The 22,355-nt window shown below is 58.2% G+C and carries 22 protein-coding genes; 21 read left to right on the top strand and 1 reads right to left on the bottom strand.

What is annotated here, in order from left to right:
• Positions 1 to 107: 107 nt before the first annotated feature.
• The 13 genes from ACIPY9_RS13850 (at position 108) to ACIPY9_RS13790 (ending at position 11,191) form a co-directional block, all read left to right on the top strand.
• Complete coding sequence (locus ACIPY9_RS13850; protein ID WP_400701875.1) at positions 108 to 326, top strand: hypothetical protein; 219 nt, start codon at positions 108 to 110, stop codon at positions 324 to 326.
• Between the two features lie 87 nt (positions 327 to 413).
• Positions 414 to 2,135: a type II secretion system ATPase GspE gene (gspE, locus tag ACIPY9_RS13845; protein ID WP_400701872.1), complete on the top strand. Its 1,722-nt coding sequence runs from the start codon at positions 414 to 416 to the stop codon at positions 2,133 to 2,135.
• The gene (gspF, locus tag ACIPY9_RS13840; RefSeq protein ID WP_400701869.1) at positions 2,135 to 3,337 is read left to right on the top strand and encodes a type II secretion system inner membrane protein GspF; all 1,203 of its coding nucleotides are present in this window, start codon (positions 2,135 to 2,137) and stop codon (positions 3,335 to 3,337) included. The genes gspE and gspF overlap by 1 nt, the downstream gene beginning before the upstream one ends.
• 24 nt (positions 3,338 to 3,361) lie before the next feature.
• Positions 3,362 to 3,793: a type II secretion system major pseudopilin GspG gene (gene gspG / locus ACIPY9_RS13835; RefSeq protein ID WP_400701866.1), complete on the top strand. Its 432-nt coding sequence runs from the start codon at positions 3,362 to 3,364 to the stop codon at positions 3,791 to 3,793.
• A gap of 9 nt (positions 3,794 to 3,802) precedes the next feature.
• A complete protein-coding gene (locus ACIPY9_RS13830; RefSeq protein ID WP_400701864.1) occupies positions 3,803 to 4,237 on the top strand; it encodes a Tfp pilus assembly protein FimT/FimU in 435 nt (144 codons plus the stop codon).
• Complete coding sequence (locus ACIPY9_RS13825; protein WP_400701861.1) at positions 4,237 to 4,608, top strand: type II secretion system protein; 372 nt, start codon at positions 4,237 to 4,239, stop codon at positions 4,606 to 4,608. The genes ACIPY9_RS13830 and ACIPY9_RS13825 overlap by 1 nt, the downstream gene beginning before the upstream one ends.
• Complete coding sequence (locus ACIPY9_RS13820; RefSeq protein ID WP_400701858.1) at positions 4,605 to 5,237, top strand: prepilin-type N-terminal cleavage/methylation domain-containing protein; 633 nt, start codon at positions 4,605 to 4,607, stop codon at positions 5,235 to 5,237. The genes ACIPY9_RS13825 and ACIPY9_RS13820 overlap by 4 nt, the downstream gene beginning before the upstream one ends.
• Complete coding sequence (locus tag ACIPY9_RS13815; protein WP_400701855.1) at positions 5,234 to 5,968, top strand: type II secretion system minor pseudopilin GspK; 735 nt, start codon at positions 5,234 to 5,236, stop codon at positions 5,966 to 5,968. Before ACIPY9_RS13820 ends, ACIPY9_RS13815 begins: the two co-directional genes overlap by 4 nt.
• Entirely contained in the window at positions 5,965 to 7,020 is a 1,056-nt protein-coding gene (locus ACIPY9_RS13810; RefSeq protein WP_400701852.1) for a type II secretion system protein GspL, read from the top strand. Before ACIPY9_RS13815 ends, ACIPY9_RS13810 begins: the two co-directional genes overlap by 4 nt.
• Positions 6,995 to 7,606, top strand: coding sequence for a type II secretion system protein GspM (gene gspM, locus ACIPY9_RS13805; protein ID WP_400701849.1), 612 nt, complete (start codon positions 6,995 to 6,997; stop codon positions 7,604 to 7,606). Before ACIPY9_RS13810 ends, gspM begins: the two co-directional genes overlap by 26 nt.
• The gene (locus tag ACIPY9_RS13800) at positions 7,603 to 8,133 is read left to right on the top strand and encodes a hypothetical protein (protein WP_400701846.1); all 531 of its coding nucleotides are present in this window, start codon (positions 7,603 to 7,605) and stop codon (positions 8,131 to 8,133) included. The genes gspM and ACIPY9_RS13800 overlap by 4 nt, the downstream gene beginning before the upstream one ends.
• Entirely contained in the window at positions 8,133 to 10,412 is a 2,280-nt protein-coding gene (gene gspD, locus ACIPY9_RS13795; RefSeq protein ID WP_400701843.1) for a type II secretion system secretin GspD, read from the top strand. Before ACIPY9_RS13800 ends, gspD begins: the two co-directional genes overlap by 1 nt.
• 62 nt (positions 10,413 to 10,474) lie before the next feature.
• Positions 10,475 to 11,191, top strand: a complete 717-nt coding sequence (locus tag ACIPY9_RS13790; protein WP_400701840.1) for an alpha/beta hydrolase — start codon at positions 10,475 to 10,477, stop codon at positions 11,189 to 11,191.
• A gap of 157 nt (positions 11,192 to 11,348) precedes the next feature.
• Here ACIPY9_RS13790 and ACIPY9_RS13785 read toward each other — a convergent pair whose 3' ends face one another.
• Entirely contained in the window at positions 11,349 to 12,497 is a 1,149-nt protein-coding gene (locus ACIPY9_RS13785; protein ID WP_400702110.1) for an MFS transporter, read from the bottom strand.
• 428 nt (positions 12,498 to 12,925) lie between these two features.
• On the opposite strand from ACIPY9_RS13785, the gene ACIPY9_RS13780 reads away from it, so the two are divergent.
• The 8 genes from ACIPY9_RS13780 (at position 12,926) to ACIPY9_RS13745 (ending at position 22,351) form a co-directional block, all read left to right on the top strand.
• The gene (locus tag ACIPY9_RS13780) at positions 12,926 to 13,303 is read left to right on the top strand and encodes a 2Fe-2S iron-sulfur cluster-binding protein (RefSeq protein WP_400701837.1); all 378 of its coding nucleotides are present in this window, start codon (positions 12,926 to 12,928) and stop codon (positions 13,301 to 13,303) included.
• The gene (locus ACIPY9_RS13775; RefSeq protein ID WP_400701834.1) at positions 13,300 to 13,983 is read left to right on the top strand and encodes a hypothetical protein; all 684 of its coding nucleotides are present in this window, start codon (positions 13,300 to 13,302) and stop codon (positions 13,981 to 13,983) included. The genes ACIPY9_RS13780 and ACIPY9_RS13775 overlap by 4 nt, the downstream gene beginning before the upstream one ends.
• A 2-nt stretch (positions 13,984 to 13,985) precedes the next feature.
• Positions 13,986 to 15,284, top strand: a complete 1,299-nt coding sequence (locus ACIPY9_RS13770) for a DUF6531 domain-containing protein (RefSeq protein ID WP_400701831.1) — start codon at positions 13,986 to 13,988, stop codon at positions 15,282 to 15,284.
• A 96-nt stretch (positions 15,285 to 15,380) separates the two neighbouring features.
• Positions 15,381 to 18,074, top strand: coding sequence for an RHS repeat-associated core domain-containing protein (locus ACIPY9_RS13765; protein WP_400702107.1), 2,694 nt, complete (start codon positions 15,381 to 15,383; stop codon positions 18,072 to 18,074).
• Positions 18,055 to 18,477 (top strand): hypothetical protein, encoded by a 423-nt coding sequence (locus ACIPY9_RS13760; protein WP_400701828.1) that lies wholly within the window; start codon positions 18,055 to 18,057, stop codon positions 18,475 to 18,477. The genes ACIPY9_RS13765 and ACIPY9_RS13760 overlap by 20 nt, the downstream gene beginning before the upstream one ends.
• A 902-nt stretch (positions 18,478 to 19,379) precedes the next feature.
• Positions 19,380 to 20,111 (top strand): GntR family transcriptional regulator, encoded by a 732-nt coding sequence (locus ACIPY9_RS13755; protein WP_400701825.1) that lies wholly within the window; start codon positions 19,380 to 19,382, stop codon positions 20,109 to 20,111.
• Between the two features lie 46 nt (positions 20,112 to 20,157).
• Positions 20,158 to 21,444 (top strand): MFS transporter, encoded by a 1,287-nt coding sequence (locus ACIPY9_RS13750; RefSeq protein WP_400701822.1) that lies wholly within the window; start codon positions 20,158 to 20,160, stop codon positions 21,442 to 21,444.
• Between the two features lie 61 nt (positions 21,445 to 21,505).
• The gene (locus ACIPY9_RS13745) at positions 21,506 to 22,351 is read left to right on the top strand and encodes an amidohydrolase family protein (RefSeq protein ID WP_400701819.1); all 846 of its coding nucleotides are present in this window, start codon (positions 21,506 to 21,508) and stop codon (positions 22,349 to 22,351) included.
• Positions 22,352 to 22,355: the final 4 nt, after the last annotated feature.

Here is a 22,355-nt window from a genome sequence, read left to right as displayed (position 1 = left end):
ATGCTCCGTGCATTGTCGGGGTCTGGATGGTTTAGTTGGCTGACCAGAATGGATTTTTTTGACCTGTTGATCTAATCCCTTAAATTTAGTTGTGTGGAGTTCGTTCTATGAAGTTGTCGATTTTCGGTGCGGGTATTGTTCTGGGGCTGGCCATGAGCGGGGCGGTAGTTGCGGCTGAAGCCACGGATGCAGATGCGACTTCCGGGGTGAGCGATTCCACGGTGATGACTCAGGCCCAGGATACGAAGGCGACGAAAAAGCAGAAGACCGAAACCACTAAAGGTGGGCGTCCTCAAAGCGCTACAACTCAGAAACAGGCCGATTAATCGTACGAAGATTCTGAGTATGGCCTCCCTCACTATGGGGGAGTGCTGTAACCTGTGTCCCTCCGATGTGTACAGATTCCCTTTCAAATGCAGTCAGCCCCCGTCGATGCTACTCAGCTATTGATTCCCGATGCCGGTCAGGTCTGTGCCTGGCTGATGGCAAATGCCGGTCTGAAAACCCAGGATCTCGAACGTGCCCAGCGCTTGCAGCAAGAGTCCGAAGGGACCGAGCTGCTGGCGCTGTTGACGCGTCTGGGGCTGGTTTCCGAATTCGAGCTGGCGCGTGCCTGGGCTGCCTTGTTGCAGGCCCCCTTGCTGATGGCCGAAGCCGCGCCGCCCATGCTGGACCCTTTGCCTGTGCTGACCGAGCGCTTCATGCGCCACTATCAGGTCGTGCCGGTGGGCTGGAGCGACAGCGGTTTGCAGGTGCTGGCGGCCAACCCCGCCGTGCTGTATCCCTTTCAGGCCATCGCTTATGCCTGCGAAGTCCCGGTCGGGCTGTCCATCGGGCCGCGCAATGAAGTGGAGATGCTGATCGAGCGTTATTACGGTCAGGGACGCTCGGCCATGGGTACGTTGATTGAAAACCTCGATGAAGACGGCGGATCCCTGGAAGACATCGAGCACCTGAAGGACCTGGCCTCCGAGGCACCGGTCATTCGCCTGGTCAACCTGATCCTGCAACGTGCCGTCGAGCAGCGGGCCTCGGATATCCATATCGAGCCATTCGAGAGCCAGCTCAAGGTGCGTTACCGCATCGACGGTGTATTGCATGAAGCCGAAGCCCCGCCGTCCAGCTCATCGGCAGCGGTGATTTCCCGCATCAAGATCATGGCCCGGCTGGATATTGCCGAGCGTCGTCTGCCTCAGGACGGGCGGATCATGCTGCGTATCCAGGGCAAGGAGCTGGACCTGCGGGTGTCCACGGTGCCGACCAGTTTTGGCGAATCGGTGGTCATGCGTCTGCTGGATCGCCAGACCATCGACTTCGATTTTCCCAGCCTGGGTTTCGATGGCGAGCGCCTTGAGGACTTCCTGGAAGTGCTGGAGCGACCCCACGGCATCCTGCTGGTGACCGGTCCGACCGGTTCGGGCAAGACCACGACGCTGTATACCGCCTTGTCACGCCTCAATACGGCCGAGCGCAAGATCATCACTGTCGAAGACCCGGTGGAGTATCAGCTCGAAGGCATCAACCAGATTCAGGTCAAGCCTGCCATCGGCCTGGATTTTGCCGGAGCCTTGCGCTCGATCGTGCGCCAGGACCCGGACGTCATCATGATCGGTGAGATGCGGGACCTGGAAACCTGCCGTATCGCGATTCAGTCCTCGCTCACCGGCCACCTTGTCCTTTCGACCCTGCACACCAACAGCGCGGCGGCGAGTATCACCCGTCTGCTGGACATGGGCGTGGAAAGCTATCTGATTGCCTCGACCGTCAATGGCATCCTGGCCCAGCGTCTGGTGCGTCGCCTGGACCCGGCCACCCGCGAAGCCTTCGATGCGCCACCGGAATTGATTGCCGAACACGGGCTGGAGCGTTTTACCGACGAGCGTCCGATCCGCCTCTACAGACCGCGTGCCGATGCACCGGGCGGCGGCTATCGCGGGCGCAGTGCAATCACCGAATTGCTGGTCATGAACGAAGAGTTGCGCAGCCTGCTGATGCGCCATGCCGATGCCGCCACGCTGGAAGAAGCCGCGCGTCGTGGAGGCTTGCGTACCCTGCACGAAGAAGGATTGCGTCAGGCCGTGGCAGGGGTGACGTCTCTGGAAGAGGTATTGCGCGTGACACGGAGTGAAGGCTGATGAGTCTGTTCAAGTTCCGGGCTCTGGATGCCTCGGGTGTCGTGCAGAGCGGTGCGCTGGAAGCCAGGGATCAGGAGGCGGCCGTTGCCGCGCTGCAAAAGCGTGGCCTGATGGTTCTGAATATAGAAAGCGCCGGGCTGGGCGGTTTGCGCCGGGCATTGGGACGCGGGATGCTGAACGGCGCGGCGCTGGTCAGCTTCACCCAGCAACTGGCGACCTTGCTGGGCGCCGGTCAGCCTCTGGAACGATCCCTGGGGATTCTGCTCAAACAACCCGGCCAGCCGCAGACCCGGGCGTTGATCGAGCGGATTCGCGAGCAGGTCAAGGCGGGTAAACCCTTGTCGGTCGCCCTGGAAGAAGAGGGCAGTCAGTTCTCGCCGCTGTATATCAGCATGGTGCGTGCCGGTGAGGCCGGTGGCGCGCTGGAAAATACCCTGCGCCAGTTGAGTGATTACCTGGAACGTAGCCAGATGCTGCGTGGCGAGGTCATCAACGCCCTGATCTACCCGGCGTTTCTGGTGGTGGGCGTGCTGGGTTCCCTGGCCTTGTTGCTGGCTTATGTGGTGCCACAGTTCGTGCCGATCTTCATGGACCTGGGTGTCCCTATTCCCTTGATTACCGAAGTCATTCTCGACCTCGGGCAGTTTCTGGGGGATTACGGCCTGCTGGTGTTTGCCGGCCTGATTGTCCTGATCTGGATAACGGTTCTGGGCCTGCGCGATCCGCAACGTCGCGAGCGCAATGATCGCCGCCTGCTGGGCATTCGGGTCATCGGTCCTTTATTGCAACGTGTGGAGGCCGCACGCCTGACCCGCACCCTCGGTACCTTGCTCAGCAATGGCGTGGCGCTGTTGCAGGCGTTGGTCATTGCCCGTCAGGTCTGCACCAACCGGGCCTTGCAGGTGCAAGTGGAGCAGGCGGCCGAGTCGGTCAAGGGCGGCGGCACACTGGCCAGCGCCTTTGGTGCGCAGCCGCTGTTGCCCGATCTGGCGTTGCAAATGATTGAGGTCGGCGAACAGGCCGGTGAACTGGACAGCATGCTGCTCAAGGTAGCCGATGTATTCGACGTGGAGGCAAAGCGTGGCATCGACCGTCTGCTCGCTGCGCTGGTGCCTGCGCTGACGGTGGTCATGGCGGGAATGGTGGCGGTGATCATGCTGGCCATCATGCTGCCGCTGATGAGCCTGACCAGCAATATCTGAATTCATGAACGAGGAATCACCCTGATGAGTGTCAACCGTACGCGCTTCAAACCCGGCCGCCGACAGGGCGGTTTTACCTTGCTGGAGATGCTGGCCGTGATCGTCCTGCTGGGCATCGTGGCAACCATTGTCGTGCGTCAGGTGGGCGGTAACGTGGACAAGGGCAAGTACGGCGCCGGCAAGGCGCAACTGGCCAGCCTGGGCATGAAGATCGAGAGCTATGCACTGGACGTGGGTTCGCCGCCCAAGACCTTGCAGCAACTGGTGGAAAAGCCGGGCAGCGCTTCGGGCTGGAACGGTCCTTACGCCAAGCCTTCAGATCTGAAAGACCCGTTCGGCCATGCCTTCGGCTATCGTTTTCCGGGCCAGCACGGCAGCTTTGACCTGATTTTCTACGGTCAGGATGGCGAGCCGGGTGGTGAAGGCTACAGCGCCGACCTTGGCAACTGGGAATAAGGGCGTGCCATGAATGCTCCTGTCGCGAACCGGGGTTTCACCCTGATGGAAATGCTGGTGGTGCTGGTGTTGCTCAGCATTGCCGCAGGCCTTGTGGGCTTTGGTTTGCAGCAGGGGTTGAGCGCGGCCAGCGAGCGTCGTGCCGTGGGGGATATGGTCGAAGCGCTGCGCGCCACGCGAGTCCGGGCCATTGTCACAGGGCAGCCGGCCCGGACAGAGTTCGACCTGCACCGCCAGACCTTCAAGGCACCCGGCAAGCGTGTCCAGCACTGGCCCGAGCGCCTGCAAGTGACGATGCAAACGGCTGCCGATCTGGGGGCCGCGGTGGAGTTCTATCCCGATGGCGGTTCCAGTGGCGGCAACCTCACGCTGGTCAATGGCGAGCGTCGCTGGCGTATCGACATCGGCTGGCTGACCGGCAGTGTTCAGGTGCGCACGCTTTGATGAAAAACGCGCAGTCGGGTTTCACACTGCTGGAAATGCTGGCGGCCCTGACGGTCATGGCGCTGTGCAGCAGTGTGCTGCTGGTGGCTTTCGGGCAGAGTGCCCGTTCGCTGCAGCAGGTTTCGCGCAGTGACCGCTTGAGTCATGCGGCCCGGACGATCCTGGATCAGGAAAGCGTCGGCCCGTTGGAGAACGGGAGCCGCCAGGGTGTATTGGCCGGTATCGACTGGACCCTGAACATCCGCCAGGTGCCGGGACGTACGGCCCAGGCGCGACTGTTTCGTCTTGACCTGACGCTTCAGGAAAATCGGCGCAGCGTGCAGTTCAGTACCTTGAGATTGCGCGGTGCTTCGTCCGGAGCCGGATCGTGAGACCCGGTCAGCGTGGTTTCACGCTGTTGGAAATTCTGCTGGTGCTCAGCCTGCTGGGTGTTTTGCTGGTCCTGGTCGGTGGCGCACTGCTGGGGGCCAACCGTGCGGTGCTCAAGGCCGAGCGCTATACGGTCAGCCTGGATGAAGTACGAGCGACCCAGGCATTCTTGCGCAGCTCCATCGGTCAGGCTCTGCCGCTGGATACGTCCGATGACGACAGCGTCAGCAATGGTTTTTTCGAGGGCTCTGCGCACCAGTTGCAGTTCGTTGCGACCTTGCCCGGCGAACTGGGGGGCGGTATTCAGCGTCACACGCTGCAATTGAGCGGGGAGCAAGGGCAGCGTGATCTGCAGGTGACGTTCGAGCAGATCAAGTCCAGTGTGGGCGGTACGGTCGTGCAGCCCTGGGGTGAGCCACAGATTCTGCTGCATGACGTGCAGGCCCTGACGTTCAGTTATCGCGGTCTCTCGCCCAAGGGCAAACCGACCGGCTGGCTGAACGAGTGGCCGTGGCCAAGCCGTCTGCCCGGTGCAGTACGTATCGATATGCAACTGAACGGGCCTGTGGGCTGGGTCAGTGAAGTGGTTGCCCTGCGGCTGGATCTGTCCGGCGGAGTGGGTGGCCAATGAGGCGTTTTCACAGCGCTCAACAAGGCGTGGCGTTATTGGTGGTGCTCTGGGTGCTGGCCTTGCTCAGCCTGTTGCTGGGCGGGCTGGCCGGCTGGGTGCAGCTTGAAAGCCGGCAGGCGCTCTGGCTGCGCGAGAATACCCAGGCCATCATGGCGGCCGAAGCCGGCATGAACATGGCGATACAGGGTGTGCTGGACTCGCAGCAGCGCAAGTATTGGGTGGCCGACGGGCGTTTGATCGCCTTGAAGTTCGATGACACGCAACTGGCTGTCAGCGTGCGCAGTGAGCTGGGCAAGCTGGATCTGAACAGCGCCCCGGTTGCGGACATCGCCAGAGTCTTGCAGGCTTGCGGGGCGACCCGGCAACAGGCGAGCGACGTCGCACAGTTTCTGGAAGCACAACGCAATGCGGGGCAGCCCCCGCTGAGGGTGATCGAAGAGGTCAGACAGTTACCGGGCATGACTCAGGCGTTGTACGCTCGCCTGTTACCGGAAATGACATTGTGGAGCGGCCTGGAACGGCCCGATCCGGCCTTTGCGACGGCCTTGATACGTCGCAGTCTGAATCTGCCGAGCCAGAGTGCGGTCGGGGCCGACCCCGGCCAGGTACTGGTCATCGACAGTCAGGCACAACGACCGGGTGGCGTCGTCGCCCGGTTACAAACCACCGTTCTATTGAGTCCGTCGGAGGGAAGCGCACAGCCTTACCGGGTGCTGCGTTGGCAAGAATGAATTCATTATCAGCACGTCTGGCACCGGTCTTCGCATTACGCGACCGGATCGCCCAGCAGTGGCGTGGCAGTCTGGTCGAGCGTGGCTGGCAAGCATGGCTGACGGAGCTACAGGCTTGCCTGCCGGTTCGTGTGCGCCAATGGCTGGTCCGGGAAACCGTCGAGCAGGTTTACTCCTGGCCACTGCCATCGCCCCTGCCTGCCCAGGTGGCCGAAGCACGCCGAATCCTGTTGCTGTCGCCTGCGGATGTGCTGGTGCAGACCCTTCAATTGCCCGCGGCGGCGGCCCGCAATCTGTCCACCGTGGTGGGCTACGAACTGGACCGCTTCACGCCGTTCGAGGCCGGGCAGTTGTACTTTGTCGCCCGGCAGGAGAGTCGCAGCGCCAGTTTCATTCAGGTGACGCTGGTCGCCATTGTGCGTGAGCGTCTGGATCGCATTCTCGAGGCGTGCGCCGGGCAGGGGTTGAAACCCGATGCCGTGGATGTGGGAACAGCCGGGCAGCGCATGGGCATCGATCTGTTGCCGATGCCGTTGCGCTCGCATCAGGTTCGCACCGGCCATCGTTTGCAGCGCTGGTTGCTGTGGATCTGTGGTGCCTTGTTGTTTGGCCTCATGCTGCTATGGCTCAACGACCGGCAAAGATTGCTGGAAGAAATGCAGGCCAGTGTGCAGGCGCAGAAGGCTCAGGTCGCCGAAATCCAGGCGCTGCGCCAGCAACTGACCAATACCCGTGGCGCAGCCAACTACCTGCTGCGTCGCAAGGCGGTTCAGACACCGCTGTCGGCACTGCTCAGCGAGTTGACCACCTGCCTGCCTTCGGACACCTGGATCGATCATCTGGAAATCAGTGACAGCGCCGAGGTGGCTTTCTCGGGGCAAAGCGCCAAGGCCAGCGCCCTGATTGCCCGCGCCAAGAACTGTCACAGCCTGGACAACGCGCAGTTTCAGGGCGTGATCCAGCCCGACGCCAGAACCGGCAAGGATCAGTATTCCCTGCGTGCCCACTTGCATCAGGAGAACGCCGATGCGTCGTCCGCTGACAAGCCGTGAACGTCGGGGCGCGGCCCTGATCGTTCTGGCACTGGTGCTTTACCTGGCCTACTGGCTGTTGATCGACAGCTGGTTCGCCGGCCCTCTGCGCGAAATAAACGAGCAGACCGAACAACTGCGGGAGCAGCAACAGCGCTATGCGGGGCTGTTGCTTCAGGGCGATTCGCTGCGCCAGCAATTGACCCAGGCGCGCAACGACCCGGCCAGCAGCACCAGCCTGTTGCCGGGCGAGGACCCCAGCGCCGTGGCTGCCGACCTGATGCAGCGGATTGCCGACCTGATCAACAGCCATGCCACGACCGGCGGTGGCTGCACCTTGACCCAGCGTATGCCGATCACGCCCGAACAGGACAGCGCCGAGCCTTATCGTCAGGTCAAGGTCAGCCTGACCCTCAACTGCGCCATCGAGCCGCTTACGGCCATCCTGCATGCTCTGGAATACCAGCGTCCGTTTTTGTTCGTCGATGAAATGAGCATGCGCCGCGATGCCAATGCACCGGCAACCGGCGGGGCAGGCAAGCTGGTGGTGCACCTGCTGGTGCGTGGCTATCTGCAACCGGCGAGTGCCGGGGAGGGCACACAATGATTCATGCATTGCGCCCGCTGGAGTGGGCATTGCTGGGGTTGGCCGCGATGCTGGCGGCATTGATTGCCCTGGTGCTCAGTGGCGCCGCCCATTCGCCTGACTGGCTGCCCGAGCAGGCTCCTCGTACACCCGTCAACCATTCGGCACAGGCCCATCGTGCGCCCGAAGCAACCCTGGAGAGTCTGTCCAATACCTGGCAAACCCCATTGTTCAGCACCGATCGCAGTCCTGACCGCGCCGTGCAACAGGCCAGTGTTCAGGCTGCGAGCCTGGTCGGCATGACCCTGAGCGGCGTCATCATCGATGGCTCCCTGCGCGTGGCCTTGCTCAGGCAGAGCGACGGGCCGGCCTTGAAAATCAAGCAGGGCCAACGCCTGGCCAATGGCTGGACACTGGACCGTGTCGAGCCGATGCAAGCCGTCTTCAGTCTCGATGGCCGTACGCAAGCGTTGCGCTTGCCCGCGCCCCGGCTACCGCCGCCGTCGAACACCCCACCGATTACCTTAACCAACGATTCAGCCCCGTGATGGGTACCTTTTCAGGAGTTTCTACCATCGCCACCTTGCGCACTCCCTTGCTTTGTCTGGCCACCGCCGTCGCCCTTGGCGGCTGTGCGTCCGCGCCTGACACCCTCGACCCCGACAACGGCATGCTGCAGGAAGCCTTGCAAGGCACCGGCCCGCAACGTCCGCCGGTAGATCCGCGCAGCGAGCAGGCGTCTGTCGACACCCAGCCACAACCTTCGGCCATTTCACCGCAACGGCAGATCATCAAAGGCAATCAGCGTTTTGTCCGTACGCCAGCGGCGGTGCCTGCTGCGCAGGCCGAGACCGGCGATATCGTGTTCAACTTCACCAATCAGCCGATCCAGGCGGTGATCAACAGCATCATGGGCGACCTGCTGCATGAGAACTACAGCATTGCCCAGGGTGTGAAGGGCGATGTCAGCTTCTCCACCTCCAAGCCGGTGAACAAGCAGCAGGCACTGTCGATTCTGGAAACGCTGTTGTCCTGGACCGACAACGCCATGATCCGGCAGGGCGACCGCTACGTCATCCTGCCTTCCAGCCAGGCGGTGGCGGGCAAGCTGGTACCGGAAATGCCGGTGGCACAACCTTCGGCGGGCATGTCGGCACGGCTCTTCCCGCTGCGTTACATCTCGGCCACGGAAATGCAGAAGCTGCTCAAGCCCTTTGCCCGGGAAAACGCTTTCCTGCTGGTCGATCCGGCCCGCAATGTCCTGAGCATGGCGGGCACGCCCGATGAACTGGCGAACTATCAGGACACCATCGACACCTTCGATGTCGACTGGCTCAAGGGCATGTCGGTTGGCGTCTTTGGCCTGCAACGCGCTTCGGTCAGTGAACTGATGCCCGAGCTGCAAAAGATCTTCGGCCCCAAGAGCGGCATGCCGCTGGCGGGGATGGTGCGCTTTCTGCCGATCGAGCGGACCAACTCGGTGGTGGCGATTTCATCCCAGCCTGAGTACCTGAACGAAGTCGGGCAGTGGATTCACACCATCGACGAAGGCGGCGGCAACGAACCGCAGATGTATGTCTATGACGTGCGCAACATGAAGGCCACGGATCTGGCTAAATATCTGCGCCAGATCTACGGCACGGCAGCCATCAAGGATGACTCCCCGGCCAAGGTCGCGCCGGGGCTGCGTACCACTACATTGTCTTCGCTCAACTCCAGTGGCGGCGTGAGCTCCGGCATGGGCAGCAGCTCCGGCGGTCTAGGAAGCAATGGCGGGTTCGGCAACAGTCGCAGCCTGAACAATCAGGCCACCGACAACAGCGACACTCAGGACGACGAATCAGGCAGCAGTGATGCTTCCGACAGCGCCCAAGGCTCGAACACCGGCAAGGGGCTGGACGCCAGCACCCGGATCACCGCGCAGAAGAGCAGCAACCAGTTATTGGTGCGTACGCGCCCGGCGCAGTGGAAGGAAATCGAGTCGGCCATCAAGCGTCTCGACAATCCGCCCCTGCAAGTACAGATCGAAACCCGGATTCTGGAAGTCTCTCTGACCGGCGAACTGGACATGGGTGTTCAGTGGTATCTGGGACGGCTGGCAGGCAATTCCACCAGCACCACGGTCGCCAACACCTCAGGCAGTCAGGGCGCGCTGGGCGGTGGCGGAGCCGGGCTGGGGGCCAACGATTCGCTGTTCTATTCCTTTGTCAGCAGCAATTTGCAGGTGGCCCTGCACGCCCTTGAAACCAATGGCCGTACCCAGGTGCTGTCCGCGCCGTCGCTGGTGGTGATGAACAACCAGCAGGCGCAGATTCAGGTGGGCGACAACATCCCCATCAGCCAGACCACGGTCAACACCAGCACCTCCGACACGACATTGAGCAGTGTCGAATACGTGCAGACCGGTGTGATTCTGGACGTCGTGCCACGTATCAATCCGGGTGGTCTGGTGTACATGGACATTCAGCAGCAGGTCAGCGATGCGGACACTTCGGGCATTACCGATGACAACGGCAACCCGCGCATCTCCACCCGCTCGGTCGCGACGCAAGTGGCGGCGCAGAGCGGTCAGACGGTATTGTTGGGCGGCCTGATCAAGCAGGACAACGCCGAGTCCGTCAGCGCCGTGCCTTACCTGGGACGCATTCCCGGCCTTAAGTGGCTGTTCGGCAATACCAGCCGCTCCAGGGACCGCACTGAACTGATCGTGCTGATTACCCCGCGTGTCATCACCAGCAGCACCCAGGCACGTCAGGTGACCGATGACTATCGTCAGCAGATGCAATTGCTCAAGCCGGAAGTCTCGCGCACCAGCATGCAGAACTGAGTCGTTCACTCATACGGCACTGTCTGAATGCCAGGCAGTGCCCTCACAGAGGTCATGACCCCATGCTGAAATTCCTTGCCGTTTTGTTGTTCGCATTCTCGGGGCTGGTTCAGGCCCAGAACTCTCTGCACACCGACCTGCCGTTGAAATACCTGGCCCAGGCCAGTGCTGAGGTGCCGAACAAACCGTTGGTGATTTTCATCCACGGCTCGGGTGCGAATGAAGCGGACCTGTTTGTCCTCAAGGATCTGCTGTCCCCTGACTACAACTACCTGTCCGTGCAGGCACCCATCGAGGTCAGGCCGGGGGGCTATAAGTGGTTCAACCGCCGGATCGTGGAAGGGAATTACGACGGTGAGACCGCAGACCTTAAAAACAGTGGTGAGTTGATCACGGCCTTCATCAGGCAGGCCACACAGAAGTACCGCACTCAACCGGAAAAGGTCGTGCTGGTGGGTTTCAGCCAGGGAGCCGTCATGAGCTACGAAGTGGCGTTGCGCGATCCCGATCTGGTCACAGGCATCGCGGCCTTGAGTGGCCCGGTGTTGTCGGTCTTGCAGGCCAGCCTCAAGCCCGAGGAGCGCTTCAAGACGTTCAAGGTCTTCATCGCTCACGGCACCGCCGACCCGGTCCTGCCGTTCAGCGGAGCCACCCGTACCAACGTGACCTTGAAAGGATTAGGCATCAAGCCGGAGTTTCATGCTTACGAGGGCATGGGCCATGCCATCAATCGTGAAGAAATTGCCGATCTGAAGCAGTGGCTGGAACAGACGTTATAGGGGATAAACCCGCTCTCAAACTGTAGGAGCGAATCGGGCGGCGATCCGCTCATTCGCGAGACGTCATTCAAGACGATAGATCCTCTCTAGCTTTATGAGCCTCTCGCGAATAAATTCGCTCCCACAGACGGGGCTGCAAGTCATGACGTTGAATGACCTACCGTTGCGAATCCTTGAAAAAGGCCAGCAGCGCCAACAGCGGCAGAACAGTGCCCACGACAATGATCCACACCCAGCCGCCATGGTCGAACAGCACACTGGCCACCGACGACCCGATGGCCCCGCCGATAAAGATGCTGGTCATGTACAAGGCATTGAGGCGGCTGCGACTGGCGGCGTCCAGGGCATAGACGGCGCGTTGTCCCACCACCAGATTCATCTGCACGCAGAAGTCCAGCACCACGCCGGTGACCGCAAGGCCGATCAGGTTGAAAGGTGCCGGGATCAGGCCGGGCAGGAAACTCAGGGCACCGAACAGCAAGGCGCCCAGCGTGGCGATACGGCTATGGCCCGCATCGGCAAGACGCCCACTGATGGGCGCAGCAATTGCACCAATGGCACCGATCAGGGCGAACAGAGCAATCTGGGTTTGCGACAAGCCATGATTGCGCGCCAGCTCCAGCGGCACCGCTGTCCAGAACAGGCTGAACGTGGCAAACATGCAGGCCTGATAAAACGCTCGCTGGCGCAACACCGGCTGCTGACGCAGCAATGCCCACAGGGAAAACAGTAACTGGCCATATGATGCGCGATGATCCGGCTCGCGCTTGGGGATGGTGGTCGCCAGCACAATACTGATCCCCGCCATCAATACAGCCGCTGCACCAAATACCGCACGCCAGCCAAAGTGGTCTGCCACCACACTCGAAATCGGCCGGGCCAGCAGAATCCCCAGCAACAACCCACCCATGATCGAGCCGACCACCCGGCCGCGGGACTCCTCGGGTGCCAGATGCGCAGCCAGTGGAATCAGCATCTGTACCGAAACCGAACTGAAGCCCACCAGCAACGACACCACCAGAAACAGGTTGGGCTGCTCGGCCAGTGCCGCGCCCAGCAGGCTGAGAATCGCCACCCCGGTGGTCAGCAGCATCAACCGGCGGTTTTCCAGCAGATCCCCCAGCGGCACCAGAAAGAACAGGCCCAGCGCATAACCCACCTGCGTCAACGACACGATCAGGCTGGCCATGGTGCTCGAAAGACCAATGTCCGGCGCAATCAATTCAATGATCGGTTGGGCGTAATAGATGTTGGCAACGATAGCGCCGCAGCAGAACGCAAACAGCATCACCAGTCCCCGGGTCATGGTGATGGCGCCGTGCCGGGCGTGGGTCGTGGTACTCATGAAAAGTCTCGCTTGGGCATGGACCTGGCAGCTGTATGAACACAACTGAAAGGTTGATAGGGATTGAATGCTGAGCAGGCTAACGGTTTTGCCGGAGATTAAGTAGGTACGGCGGATTGATACAAGATATTTCTGAGAGTGATAGTCGGGGGAGCAACGGCGGTTGAGGCTGGGAGGGGAATACGCTTCGTTTAGACGGCTGTTTCAATCTATTTTCTTGTTTTTACTGATTTTTTTTGAAAAAAGGCGTTGCTCGTACGTCTGTTCTCGGGTGTGTTGATTTTGTATCAATTTCGGTACAGATTGCCGCCGGTTACGTAGACCATCGCTCAAGAGGAGTGATGGGTATGTAAGTTTTTATTCAGTGCTTTTTAATTAAGGATAGAGAGATGGCAGGCGGCACGGTGACTTTACCGAGTATTCCAGTAACAGCCCCGGCAATAAACCCTCCGGGGGGCGGCGGTGGTGGCGGTGGTGGAAGTGGGTTGTTATACGATGTAACGATCGATGGTTGCACGCTTCGTTGCCGTGATGATGCTTATATTCTGGATCAGTTTGAAGACGCTGAGATTTACCTGCCGTATTCCTGCCGTGCGGGTTCCTGTTCGTCGTGCGTTGGAAAGATTATCAGTGGAACGGTCGATCAGTCCGATGGTTCTTTTCTGGATGATAATCAGATAGACGCTGGCTTTGTGTTGCTGTGTTGTGCTTATCCGACCAGCGAGCTCTATATCGAAGGGAATGCGGAAGCGGAATTGCAAGCATGATTAAAGATAAGCCATCGGCGTACTCCAGACGTCATGTATTGAAAGGTGTTGTGCTGGCGAGCACCTGCTTGCCTTTGAAAATAGTGGCTCATGATGAAAAGCCCTTGCCTGATATATACAGGTTGAATAAAGGCGATGATGTTCTGGCCAAGAGAGTCAGCCATTTTTTTGATCGCTGGGTTCCCCAGGGGGTGGTCACGGGAGGGTATGGATTACCCGGTGTCAATTTCAAGGTAAACGTTGTTGATTCAACATTGACCCCCGTGAAAGGGGCCGACCTTCTCGTGCTTCAGACCGACTCCTATTTAAGAGAAAGATCCCAGCCTCTGGTCTCCAGTCGAGCCAAGACAGGTTCCGATGGCTCTGTGGATATGGCGTTGTCCTTTCCTATTCTGTCGGATCACATTGCTGCCGCCACGGCGGCCCGGTTTTCTTCCGGCTTTGATGTGTTTGTACTCCGTGATGGCCATGTTTTTGGAACACGGCTGATCGCCAGTCATGAATGTTGTGATATTGCACACCGTGTAATAGCCGATAAGGCCCCCCGATTACGGACAGTCACCTTGGTCGACAAATACTTCTCCGGTTTTCAGCACGGCGACCTAGCGGTGAGACCTGTGAATCTGGAATGGATCAATGGAACTGCCAACGCAACTTTTACAGTCGTATTGCAAGGTTAAACATGGACGAAATTCTAAGAAAACCTGCGCCTGGTTTAAAGGGCGTGTGGGCCTGTGTATTGGCAGCTTTTATATTGACCGCTTCCCCGGTGACCGCTTGGGGGGCGGTGTGCGATATCGTGCTCCCCCTGGACGATGAGATCGGGGATGGGGACGACGATGGTGATGTCATAAATGATGATATGCCTCAGCCTTGTGGCATGGTCGGTAACCCTATCAATCTCATTTCAGGAAACAAGTTTCAGGAAGAAGTCGACTATACCGGTAAAGGTGTATCGGCCATAAACCTGAAGCGTGTTTATAACAGCTATGACGGGATATGGCGTCATAACTATTCGGATAACCTCTCCATCGGTCAGTTCGTGATTACTTATGTTCGGGCTGACGGGACCCGTCATGTGTTTCTGAAAAAGAATTTCAGCCCCTTGTACGGCGCCACCGGCAAGTTGTCGTCCAGTGGGAGCGGGTATTTGCACACCGCTACAGACGGCAGCCAGATGACATTCGATTCGGCCGGAAAGCTGACTTCAATCAAGGATGCGGAAGGGCGTATACAAACGCTGACTTACTCGGCCAATAACACAGTCACTGTGCGGAATGTGTTTGGACATACTCTGGTCATGACGCTGGGCATGCTGTCGCAGCTCACGAGCGCCAAAGTGGGAGGGATCAGCATTACTTATAATTACGCTGCCAACGCGACCCGTATGACCTCTTTGAGCAAGGTTGTGGATGGCAAGACGTTGACGCGTCAATACCATTATGAAGTTCCCAATGCCGATCGGCTGTTGACCGGTATCACGGATGAACGAGGCGTTCGTTTTGCAACATGGAAATATGACAACGGGGAACGTGCCATATCCAGCGAGCATGCGGGAGGCGTGGAGTCCAGCACGCTGAACTATAACGATGGCATGTCAACAACAGTGACCAATGAGTTGGGCAGGCAGACGACTTATAAATTCAAGACGATTTACTACAGTCGGCGAATAGTGGAAATTATCGGTGAACCCACGCCGTCCTGCCCTTACTCGAACTCGAAGTTTGAATATGACAAAAAAGGTCGCCTGTCGGCCAAGATCGACAGCATGGGGGCCCGGTCTGAATATTATTACAACGATCGGGATCTGTTGGTGCGCACCGTTGTTGCAGTGGGTACGGCCGTGTCGAAAGAAACATTGACCGAGTGGCATGCCACTTTTCCAAAACCTGTCAAGGTCACTACACCGACCAGCATAACCACTTACAGCTATGACGCTCAGGGGCGATTGATCAATACCTCTGTTGTCAGCCGGGTATGAGTTCATGGAGTTGAAAGTGTCTGTTATGGAGTCTGATTCGTGAGTGCAATCAAATATTTTAATCTGTCGTTTCTGGCGGCGTTGACGGTTGCCAATATGCCCAATATGGCGCTGGCGGCCTCGACAACCTACACTTATACATCGCTGGGCCAACTGGAAACCGCCAACGGGCCTCGTACCGACCTGAACGATATCACCCGTTATGCCTACGATGCTCAGGGTAATCTGGTTTCGGTAACCAATGCGCTGGGTCATGTAACGACGCTGGCCAATTATGATGTGCAAGGTAATCCACAGAGAATCACTGATCCCAATGGTGCGATTACAACACTGTCCTATACAGCCAGTGGTCTGTTGGCAAGCACGACGCTCGGCGGCAGTTCTACCCGATATGAATACAACGCCGTAGGCGATGTCGTTAAAGTGACCGGTGGCAATGGTAACTGGGTTGAATACAGTTACGACAATGCCCGACGCTTGACGGGCATCCGTAATATTCTCGGTGAGAGTATTACTTATACATTGAATACAAAAGGCAACCGGACAGCTGAAGTTGTCAAGAACAGCAGCGGAACCGTTGTTCGTCAACAACGCCGTGCCTTCGATGAGTTGGGTCGTTTGATCCAGGTTATAGGCGCAGCCAATCAGACCCGACGTTACAGCTATGACCTGAACGACAACCTCTCCACTGACACCACACCGCGCAGCAACAAGACCCAACAGTCTTTCGATGCGCTGAACCGGGTCATCAAGATTGTCGATCCCTTGCAAGGTGCGACCTCGCTGGCCTACAACGCCGATGACCTGGTCACTCAGGTTGTCGATCCGCGCGGGGTCACCACCCAGTATGGCTATGACGGCCAGGGCAACCTGCTCAAGACCGCCAGCCCGGACACCGGAACCAGTGCCTTTGCCTATGACGAGGCCAACAATCTTGTCCGCAGCACGGATGCTCGCGGCGTTGTAGCCCAATATACCTACGATGCCCTCAACCGGCTGACTGCCAAGAGCTATCCTGCAACCCCCGCACTAAACATCAAGTTCCTGTATGACCAGACCACAGGCGGTAATTACGGTATTGAGCGCCGCACTGGTATTCAGGACAGCTCTGGAACCTTGAGTTACACCTACGACGCAGCAGGTAATGTGATCGGGCAACAGCGTTCTGTAGGCGTCAACAGCGGCAGTTCCTCCGAAACCCTGAGTTACGGCTACGACACGGCCAATAATCTGGTCAAGATCGGCTACCCGTCCGGTATCGGAATGACCTACACCCGCAACAACGCCGGGCAGGTCTCGGGTATACAGCTGGTCGTGGCCGGCAAGACCACCACACTGGCCAGCAATATTGCCTACCAGCCCTTCGGCCCTGTCCGATCCCTGACCTGGGGGAACGGCATTCTGATGTCGAGAACCTTCGATCAGGATTATCAACTGATCCAGCAGCAGGTCGGTAAATGGCAATCCACCTATCGTTATGACGCCGATAGCAATATCAGTGCGACGACCCATAGCCTGTGGGGGACCGTGCAGTACGAGTACGATGCCTTGAGCCGCCTGAGTCAGGAGCAGAACAGTACCGTCAGAAAGGCTTATGTCCTTGACGCGACTGGTAATCGTACCCGCCGCACCACCAGCAACCTGGCCACGAATGCCACCACTGAAACCCAGACGCTTGCCTATGCCAGCAACAGCAACCGGCTGACCAGCCTCAATGGTGCTGCAGTGCCAGTGGATGCCTCGGGTAACCACACGCAAGTCAACGGTTTGCGCCTGACCTATGACAATGAGGGACGTCTGAGCCAGGTCCATCAGGCCAGCATCTACCAGATCGCCGAGTACAAGTACAACGCTCTGGGGCAGCGGGTCGCTAAACGGGTCTACGAGATGGGCAGCCAGGCACTGGTCGGTACGACTACGTACCTGTATGACCTTGGCGGCAGACTCATCGGTCAGACCTTCCATGATGCAAATGGCCTGAAAACCAGTGGCCAATACTGGTTCTGGCTGGACAACATGCCACTTGCTCAATTGACGGCCAGCTTCTCGTCGGCGGGAGACGTGAGCAGCAGCAAGCTGGTCTACCTGCACACTGACCACTTGAACGCACCACGCCTGGCAACTGACAGCACACAAGCCTTGCTGTGGCGCTGGAACAGCGACGCTTACGGTGTGGGTGCGCCTGAGGAGGATGTTGACGGTGACGGTATTGCAACCAGCGTGGCGCTGCGCTTTCCGGGGCAGATCTACGATGCGCAGACGCAGCTGAACTACAACTACTTCAGGGATTACAATCCGGCGACCGGGCGGTATGTGCAGAGCGATCCGATCGGGTTGGAGGGTGGGATGAATACTTACAGTTATGTCGATGGAAATCCGATTCTCAAAGTTGATCCTACCGGTGAGATTGCTTTTGTTCCTGTATTGATTGGAATGGGGGCGGGCCTGGTTTTTGACTATGCAGTGAGCGAATGGAAAGCAGAGCATTGCAAGTGTGAGGATGCAGGCACGCCGGCAGGGGCTGCCGGAAATGCGGCGGTTGGAGCGGCAAATGGTACCTTTGGGCCATATGCAACTAAGCCGCGTACGGGTATTGCTGGAGGTGGTGCGGCTGGGTCAAGGACTTCCGTTTACAGTCAAACAGTCAGTGAGGCGTATCAGAGTGGCGCAATCAGCATCGGCACAAGGCGCGTGCTTCGAGATACAGGTAGGTTCATATCCGAACGATTGCCATATGTATCAACAGCTCTCGCAGCCTATGAGGTTTATGATGCCTATAACTGCAACTGATATGGCTCACATCAAGCCTGTCGGGGAATTGACCACTATGTACTTGAAAAAGTGCGGCTATTCCGTTGAAAAAATTGACTCTTGGACAAGCGAAACAAGGCTTTTGCATGATCTTGGTTTATGTGGGGATGACATCCTGGATGAGTTTAAGATCCTGCAGGACGAGTTTGGCGTAGATCTTTCCGATTTTGAGTTCAAGGAATACTTTCCGAGTGAGCTATCTAAAGATGCCTGTGTAATCAGTGTGCATCGGTTGTTGCACATGGTCGGATTGCATAAAATTGCAGATTGTGCATATAAGAAAGTTGTAGGGCGCACGTGTAGCAAGTATGCGGAGGTTTCGTTTGGAATGATTGAATCGACGCTTAGGCAGAAAAGATGGATTCCTGATCGAAGTCAATAGCGTGCATTTTTACTAGCGTTCACGACGCTCACCCATATGGTGGGCGTCGTCGTTGCCGTTAAATCACATTCAGCATGACGACCCGTGGTGAGTGAGGAGTGTGTGGCCTGAGTATATGGCCAGTATTGTTTGTGGCTTTCTGGTCTTCGGGGTAAGAGTGCTATGGCTGGTTTTAAATATGAGGTTTTTTAGGTGTTTGATTGATTTTTTATTATGTCAGGCAAGGCAGGTGTTCTAGGTAGAAGACAGGGTTTTAATTAATGCGGATTAAATATTTGGTTATAAAGTGTGCCGCTGGACGTCGCAAAGGTTTTGCGGATGCTATAGGAGGGGGATTGGTGCGTGGAGTGAGCACTGTCATAAAAGTGAGCTTTTGGGGAATCTGTATTCTGTGCCTCATATACCTTTCCTTTCGCGGTTTCGCCAGCTGGAAGCAGGGATATTCCTGGCGTGAAATGGACTGGTCTCAGAAAGGCAATACGACGATTTCCGATTTTCTTGCAGCGAGTGACATTGGTAAACGCCATGTATCAGGAGCGGGAGGTAAGTGTGTCGAATATTTTTTCTATAAGGATGGCATAACGATTAAGACGCTATGTCATGAGTGAGATGCTTGGAGCGGGAGCAGGCCCGGCGCTTCGTTTTCTGTTATGCCAAATGCTTGTTGTAAGCCCGACGTAACCACACGTCTGCGGCTTTTGAAAATGAGTTCATCAAGAAGTGGATTCGTATGGCCATGCCAGGTCGACGAACACGGTCTTTCGCTAAAAACTTCGAAAGCCGCAGCCCAGAGCGCCTGCACATCTACAGATACTGGCAATTTGACCACTGGTCCTTGACGCCCATTTGTAACCGGAGAATACTGTCGCGGAATTCATATATATGACTGGATAACTACAACAATGAACAAGCTTTCAAGTGATGAGCGCCTGCCGCTGTATCAACGTCTGCGGGATCGTCTGGCTGAGCAGATCGCCAACAACCGCTGGCGTCCGGGGGAGGCGATTCCCACCGAGGCGGCGCTTTCTGCCGAGTACTGTCTGTCCACCGGCACGGTGCGCAAGGCCATCGACATGCTGGTCAATGACAACATCCTTGAGCGTCAACAGGGGCGCGGTACGTTCATCCGGCGTGCGCAGTTCCAGTCTTCGCTGTTCCGATTCTTCCGTTTCCAGACCGAGTCCGGTGTGCGTCAGGTTCCGCAGAGCCGGATTCTGTCGGTCGAGCCCGTCACTGCGCCTTCGGCGGTCAGCCATGCCCTGGGGCTGGTGCCCGATGCGCCGGTCATTCGCATGATCCGCTTGCGTCTGCTGGATGCCCAGCCGGTGCTGACCGAGGAGATCTGGCTGCCACGTGTCCAGTTCCAGGCCTTGCTTGAGGTGGATCTCAATACCCAGGGGCCTTTGCTCTATCCGATTTATGAAGACTTGTGCGGTCAGGTGGTCGCGTATGCCGAAGAAACCCTGACGGCCGAGTCGGTCAGCGACATTTACGCCCGCATGTTACAGGTTCCGGTCGGCAGCCCGGTGGTGGTCATCGAGCGTCTGGCCCGCAATTACGCCGGTGAGCCTCTGGAATGGCGTCGTTCGCGCGGGCATGCCAGCCATTTTCGTTACAGCGTAGAAATCCGTTAAGCCTCCATTCACTTCGTTCTTTGCACGCTTCATAAGGATATAGCGCATGTTCAATTGGTATCGCGAAATCACTTCACGTGAGCGCAAGACATTCTGGGCCTGCTTCGGCGGATGGTCGCTGGATGCACTGGAAGTACAAATGTTCGGTCTGGCCATTCCGGCCTTGATCGCAGCCTTTGCCCTGACCAAGGGCGACGCCGGCATGATCAGCGCCGTGACCCTGGTCACTTCGGCACTGGGCGGCTGGGTGGGCGGCACCTTGTCCGACCGTTATGGCCGGGTCCGTACGCTGCAATTGATGATTCTGTGGTTCTCGTTCTTCACCTTCCTGTCGGCATTCGTGACCGGGTTCAACCAGTTGCTGATCGTCAAGGCGCTGCAAGGCTTCGGTATCGGCGGTGAGTGGGCAGCGGGTGCGGTGCTGATGGCCGAGACCATCCAGTCCAGATACCGCGGCAAAGTGATGGGCACCGTTCAGAGTGCCTGGGCCGTGGGTTGGGGCCTGGCAGTATTGCTGTTTACCCTTATCTATTCGTTCGTGCCTCAGGATATTGCCTGGCGAGTGATGTTCTTCGTCGGTCTGCTGCCAGCCTTGCTGATCATCTGGGTGCGACGCAACGTTGAAGAGCCTGACAGCTTCCAGCGCATGCAGAAGGAAAAGACCCCGCCGGGCAACTTCTTCAAATCCATGGCCGGGATCTTCCGTCCGGAGCTGTTGCGCGTAACCTTGCTGGGCGGCCTGTTGGGCCTGGGTGCCCACGGTGGCTATCACGCGGTCATGACCTGGTTGCCGACGTTCCTCAAGACCGAGCGCAATCTGTCGGTGCTGAGTTCCGGTGGCTATCTGGCGGTGATCATTTTCGCGTTCTGGTGCGGCTGCGTGACCAGCGGCATGCTGATTGACCGCATCGGTCGCCGCAAGAACATCGTGCTGTTCGCCCTGTGCTGCGTCATCACCGTGCAGTGCTATCTGATGTTGCCGTTGACCAATACGCAGATGCTGTTCCTGGGCTTCCCGCTCGGCTTCTTCGCAGCAGGCATTCCGGCCAGTCTCGGTTCGTTCTTCAACGAACTGTATCCGGCGGATGTTCGTGGGGCAGGGGTCGGGTTCTGCTACAACTTCGGTCGCGTGCTGTCGGCGGTCTTCCCGTTCCTGGTCGGTCACATGAGCGAATCCATGTCGCTGGGTGCCGCCATCGGTATCGATGCCGGGATCGCCTACGGTGTGGCCATGGTGGCCGCGCTCTGCCTGCCTGAAACCCGTGGCCGCAGTCTGGAAGCCGCACCTGTCGCGACCGATGCCGGCGACAAGGGTGCTCCCCAGCAAGCCTGATCTGTCCATTATCGACCCGCGCGGTGCCACGGCACCGCGCTCACTTCCGTAGATGAGTTCCATGACTGACGCCTGTATTTCGCCGATTCTCGGTATCGATGCCCACGCCCATGTCTTCAGCAGCGGTCTGAGCCTGACTTCAGGTCGACGTTATACCCCCGATTACGACGCCAACCTGCAAGACTATCTGGCGCATCTGCGTGGGAATGGCTTGAGTCATGGCGTGCTGGTACAACCCAGCTTTCTCGGGACCGACAACCAGTACCTGCTCGATGCCTTGGCCTATGCGCCGGGACGGCTGCGGGGTGTGGCAGTGGTCGATAACACTGTCAGCCGTTCGGCATTACAGCGGATGGCCGATCAGGGCATTGTCGGGATTCGCTTGAATCTGATCGGTAAGCCCTTGCCCGACTTCAGCGAGCCGGGCTGGCAGGAACTGTTCAAGAATGTCTGGATGCTGGGATGGCATGTCGAGTTGCATCGGCATGTCGCTGACCTGCCGGGCCTGATCCGTGATCTGTTGCCGTTCGGTTGCAAGATCGTGGTCGATCACTTTGGCCGTCCCGATTCGCGCCTGGGTGTCGATGATCCGGCCTTTCAGGCTCTGCTGGAGCTGGGCCTGAGCGGGCAGATCTGGATGAAGGTCTCGGCCATTTACCGCCTGGGCGGCACCGATGAGCAGAATCTGGACTTCGCCAATGCGGCATTGCCCCTGCTGCTGCAGTCTTTCGGTGCGCGTCGTCTGGTGTGGGGCAGTGACTGGCCGCACACCCAGCACGAGCAGCACGTCAACTATGCCTCTGTGGTCGAGCAGTTCAAGAACCTCGATTGCCCGGCCCCGATCAAGCAAACCATGCTGGTCGAGGCCGCTCAATCGTTGTTCGACTTTGCCACGATCGAACTCTGATCCG

The sequence above is a fragment of the Pseudomonas sp. NPDC089734 genome (assembly GCF_044748865.1).
GTDB lineage: Bacteria > Pseudomonadota > Gammaproteobacteria > Pseudomonadales > Pseudomonadaceae > Aquipseudomonas.
This window is presented reverse-complemented; position numbering and strand designations above follow the sequence as displayed.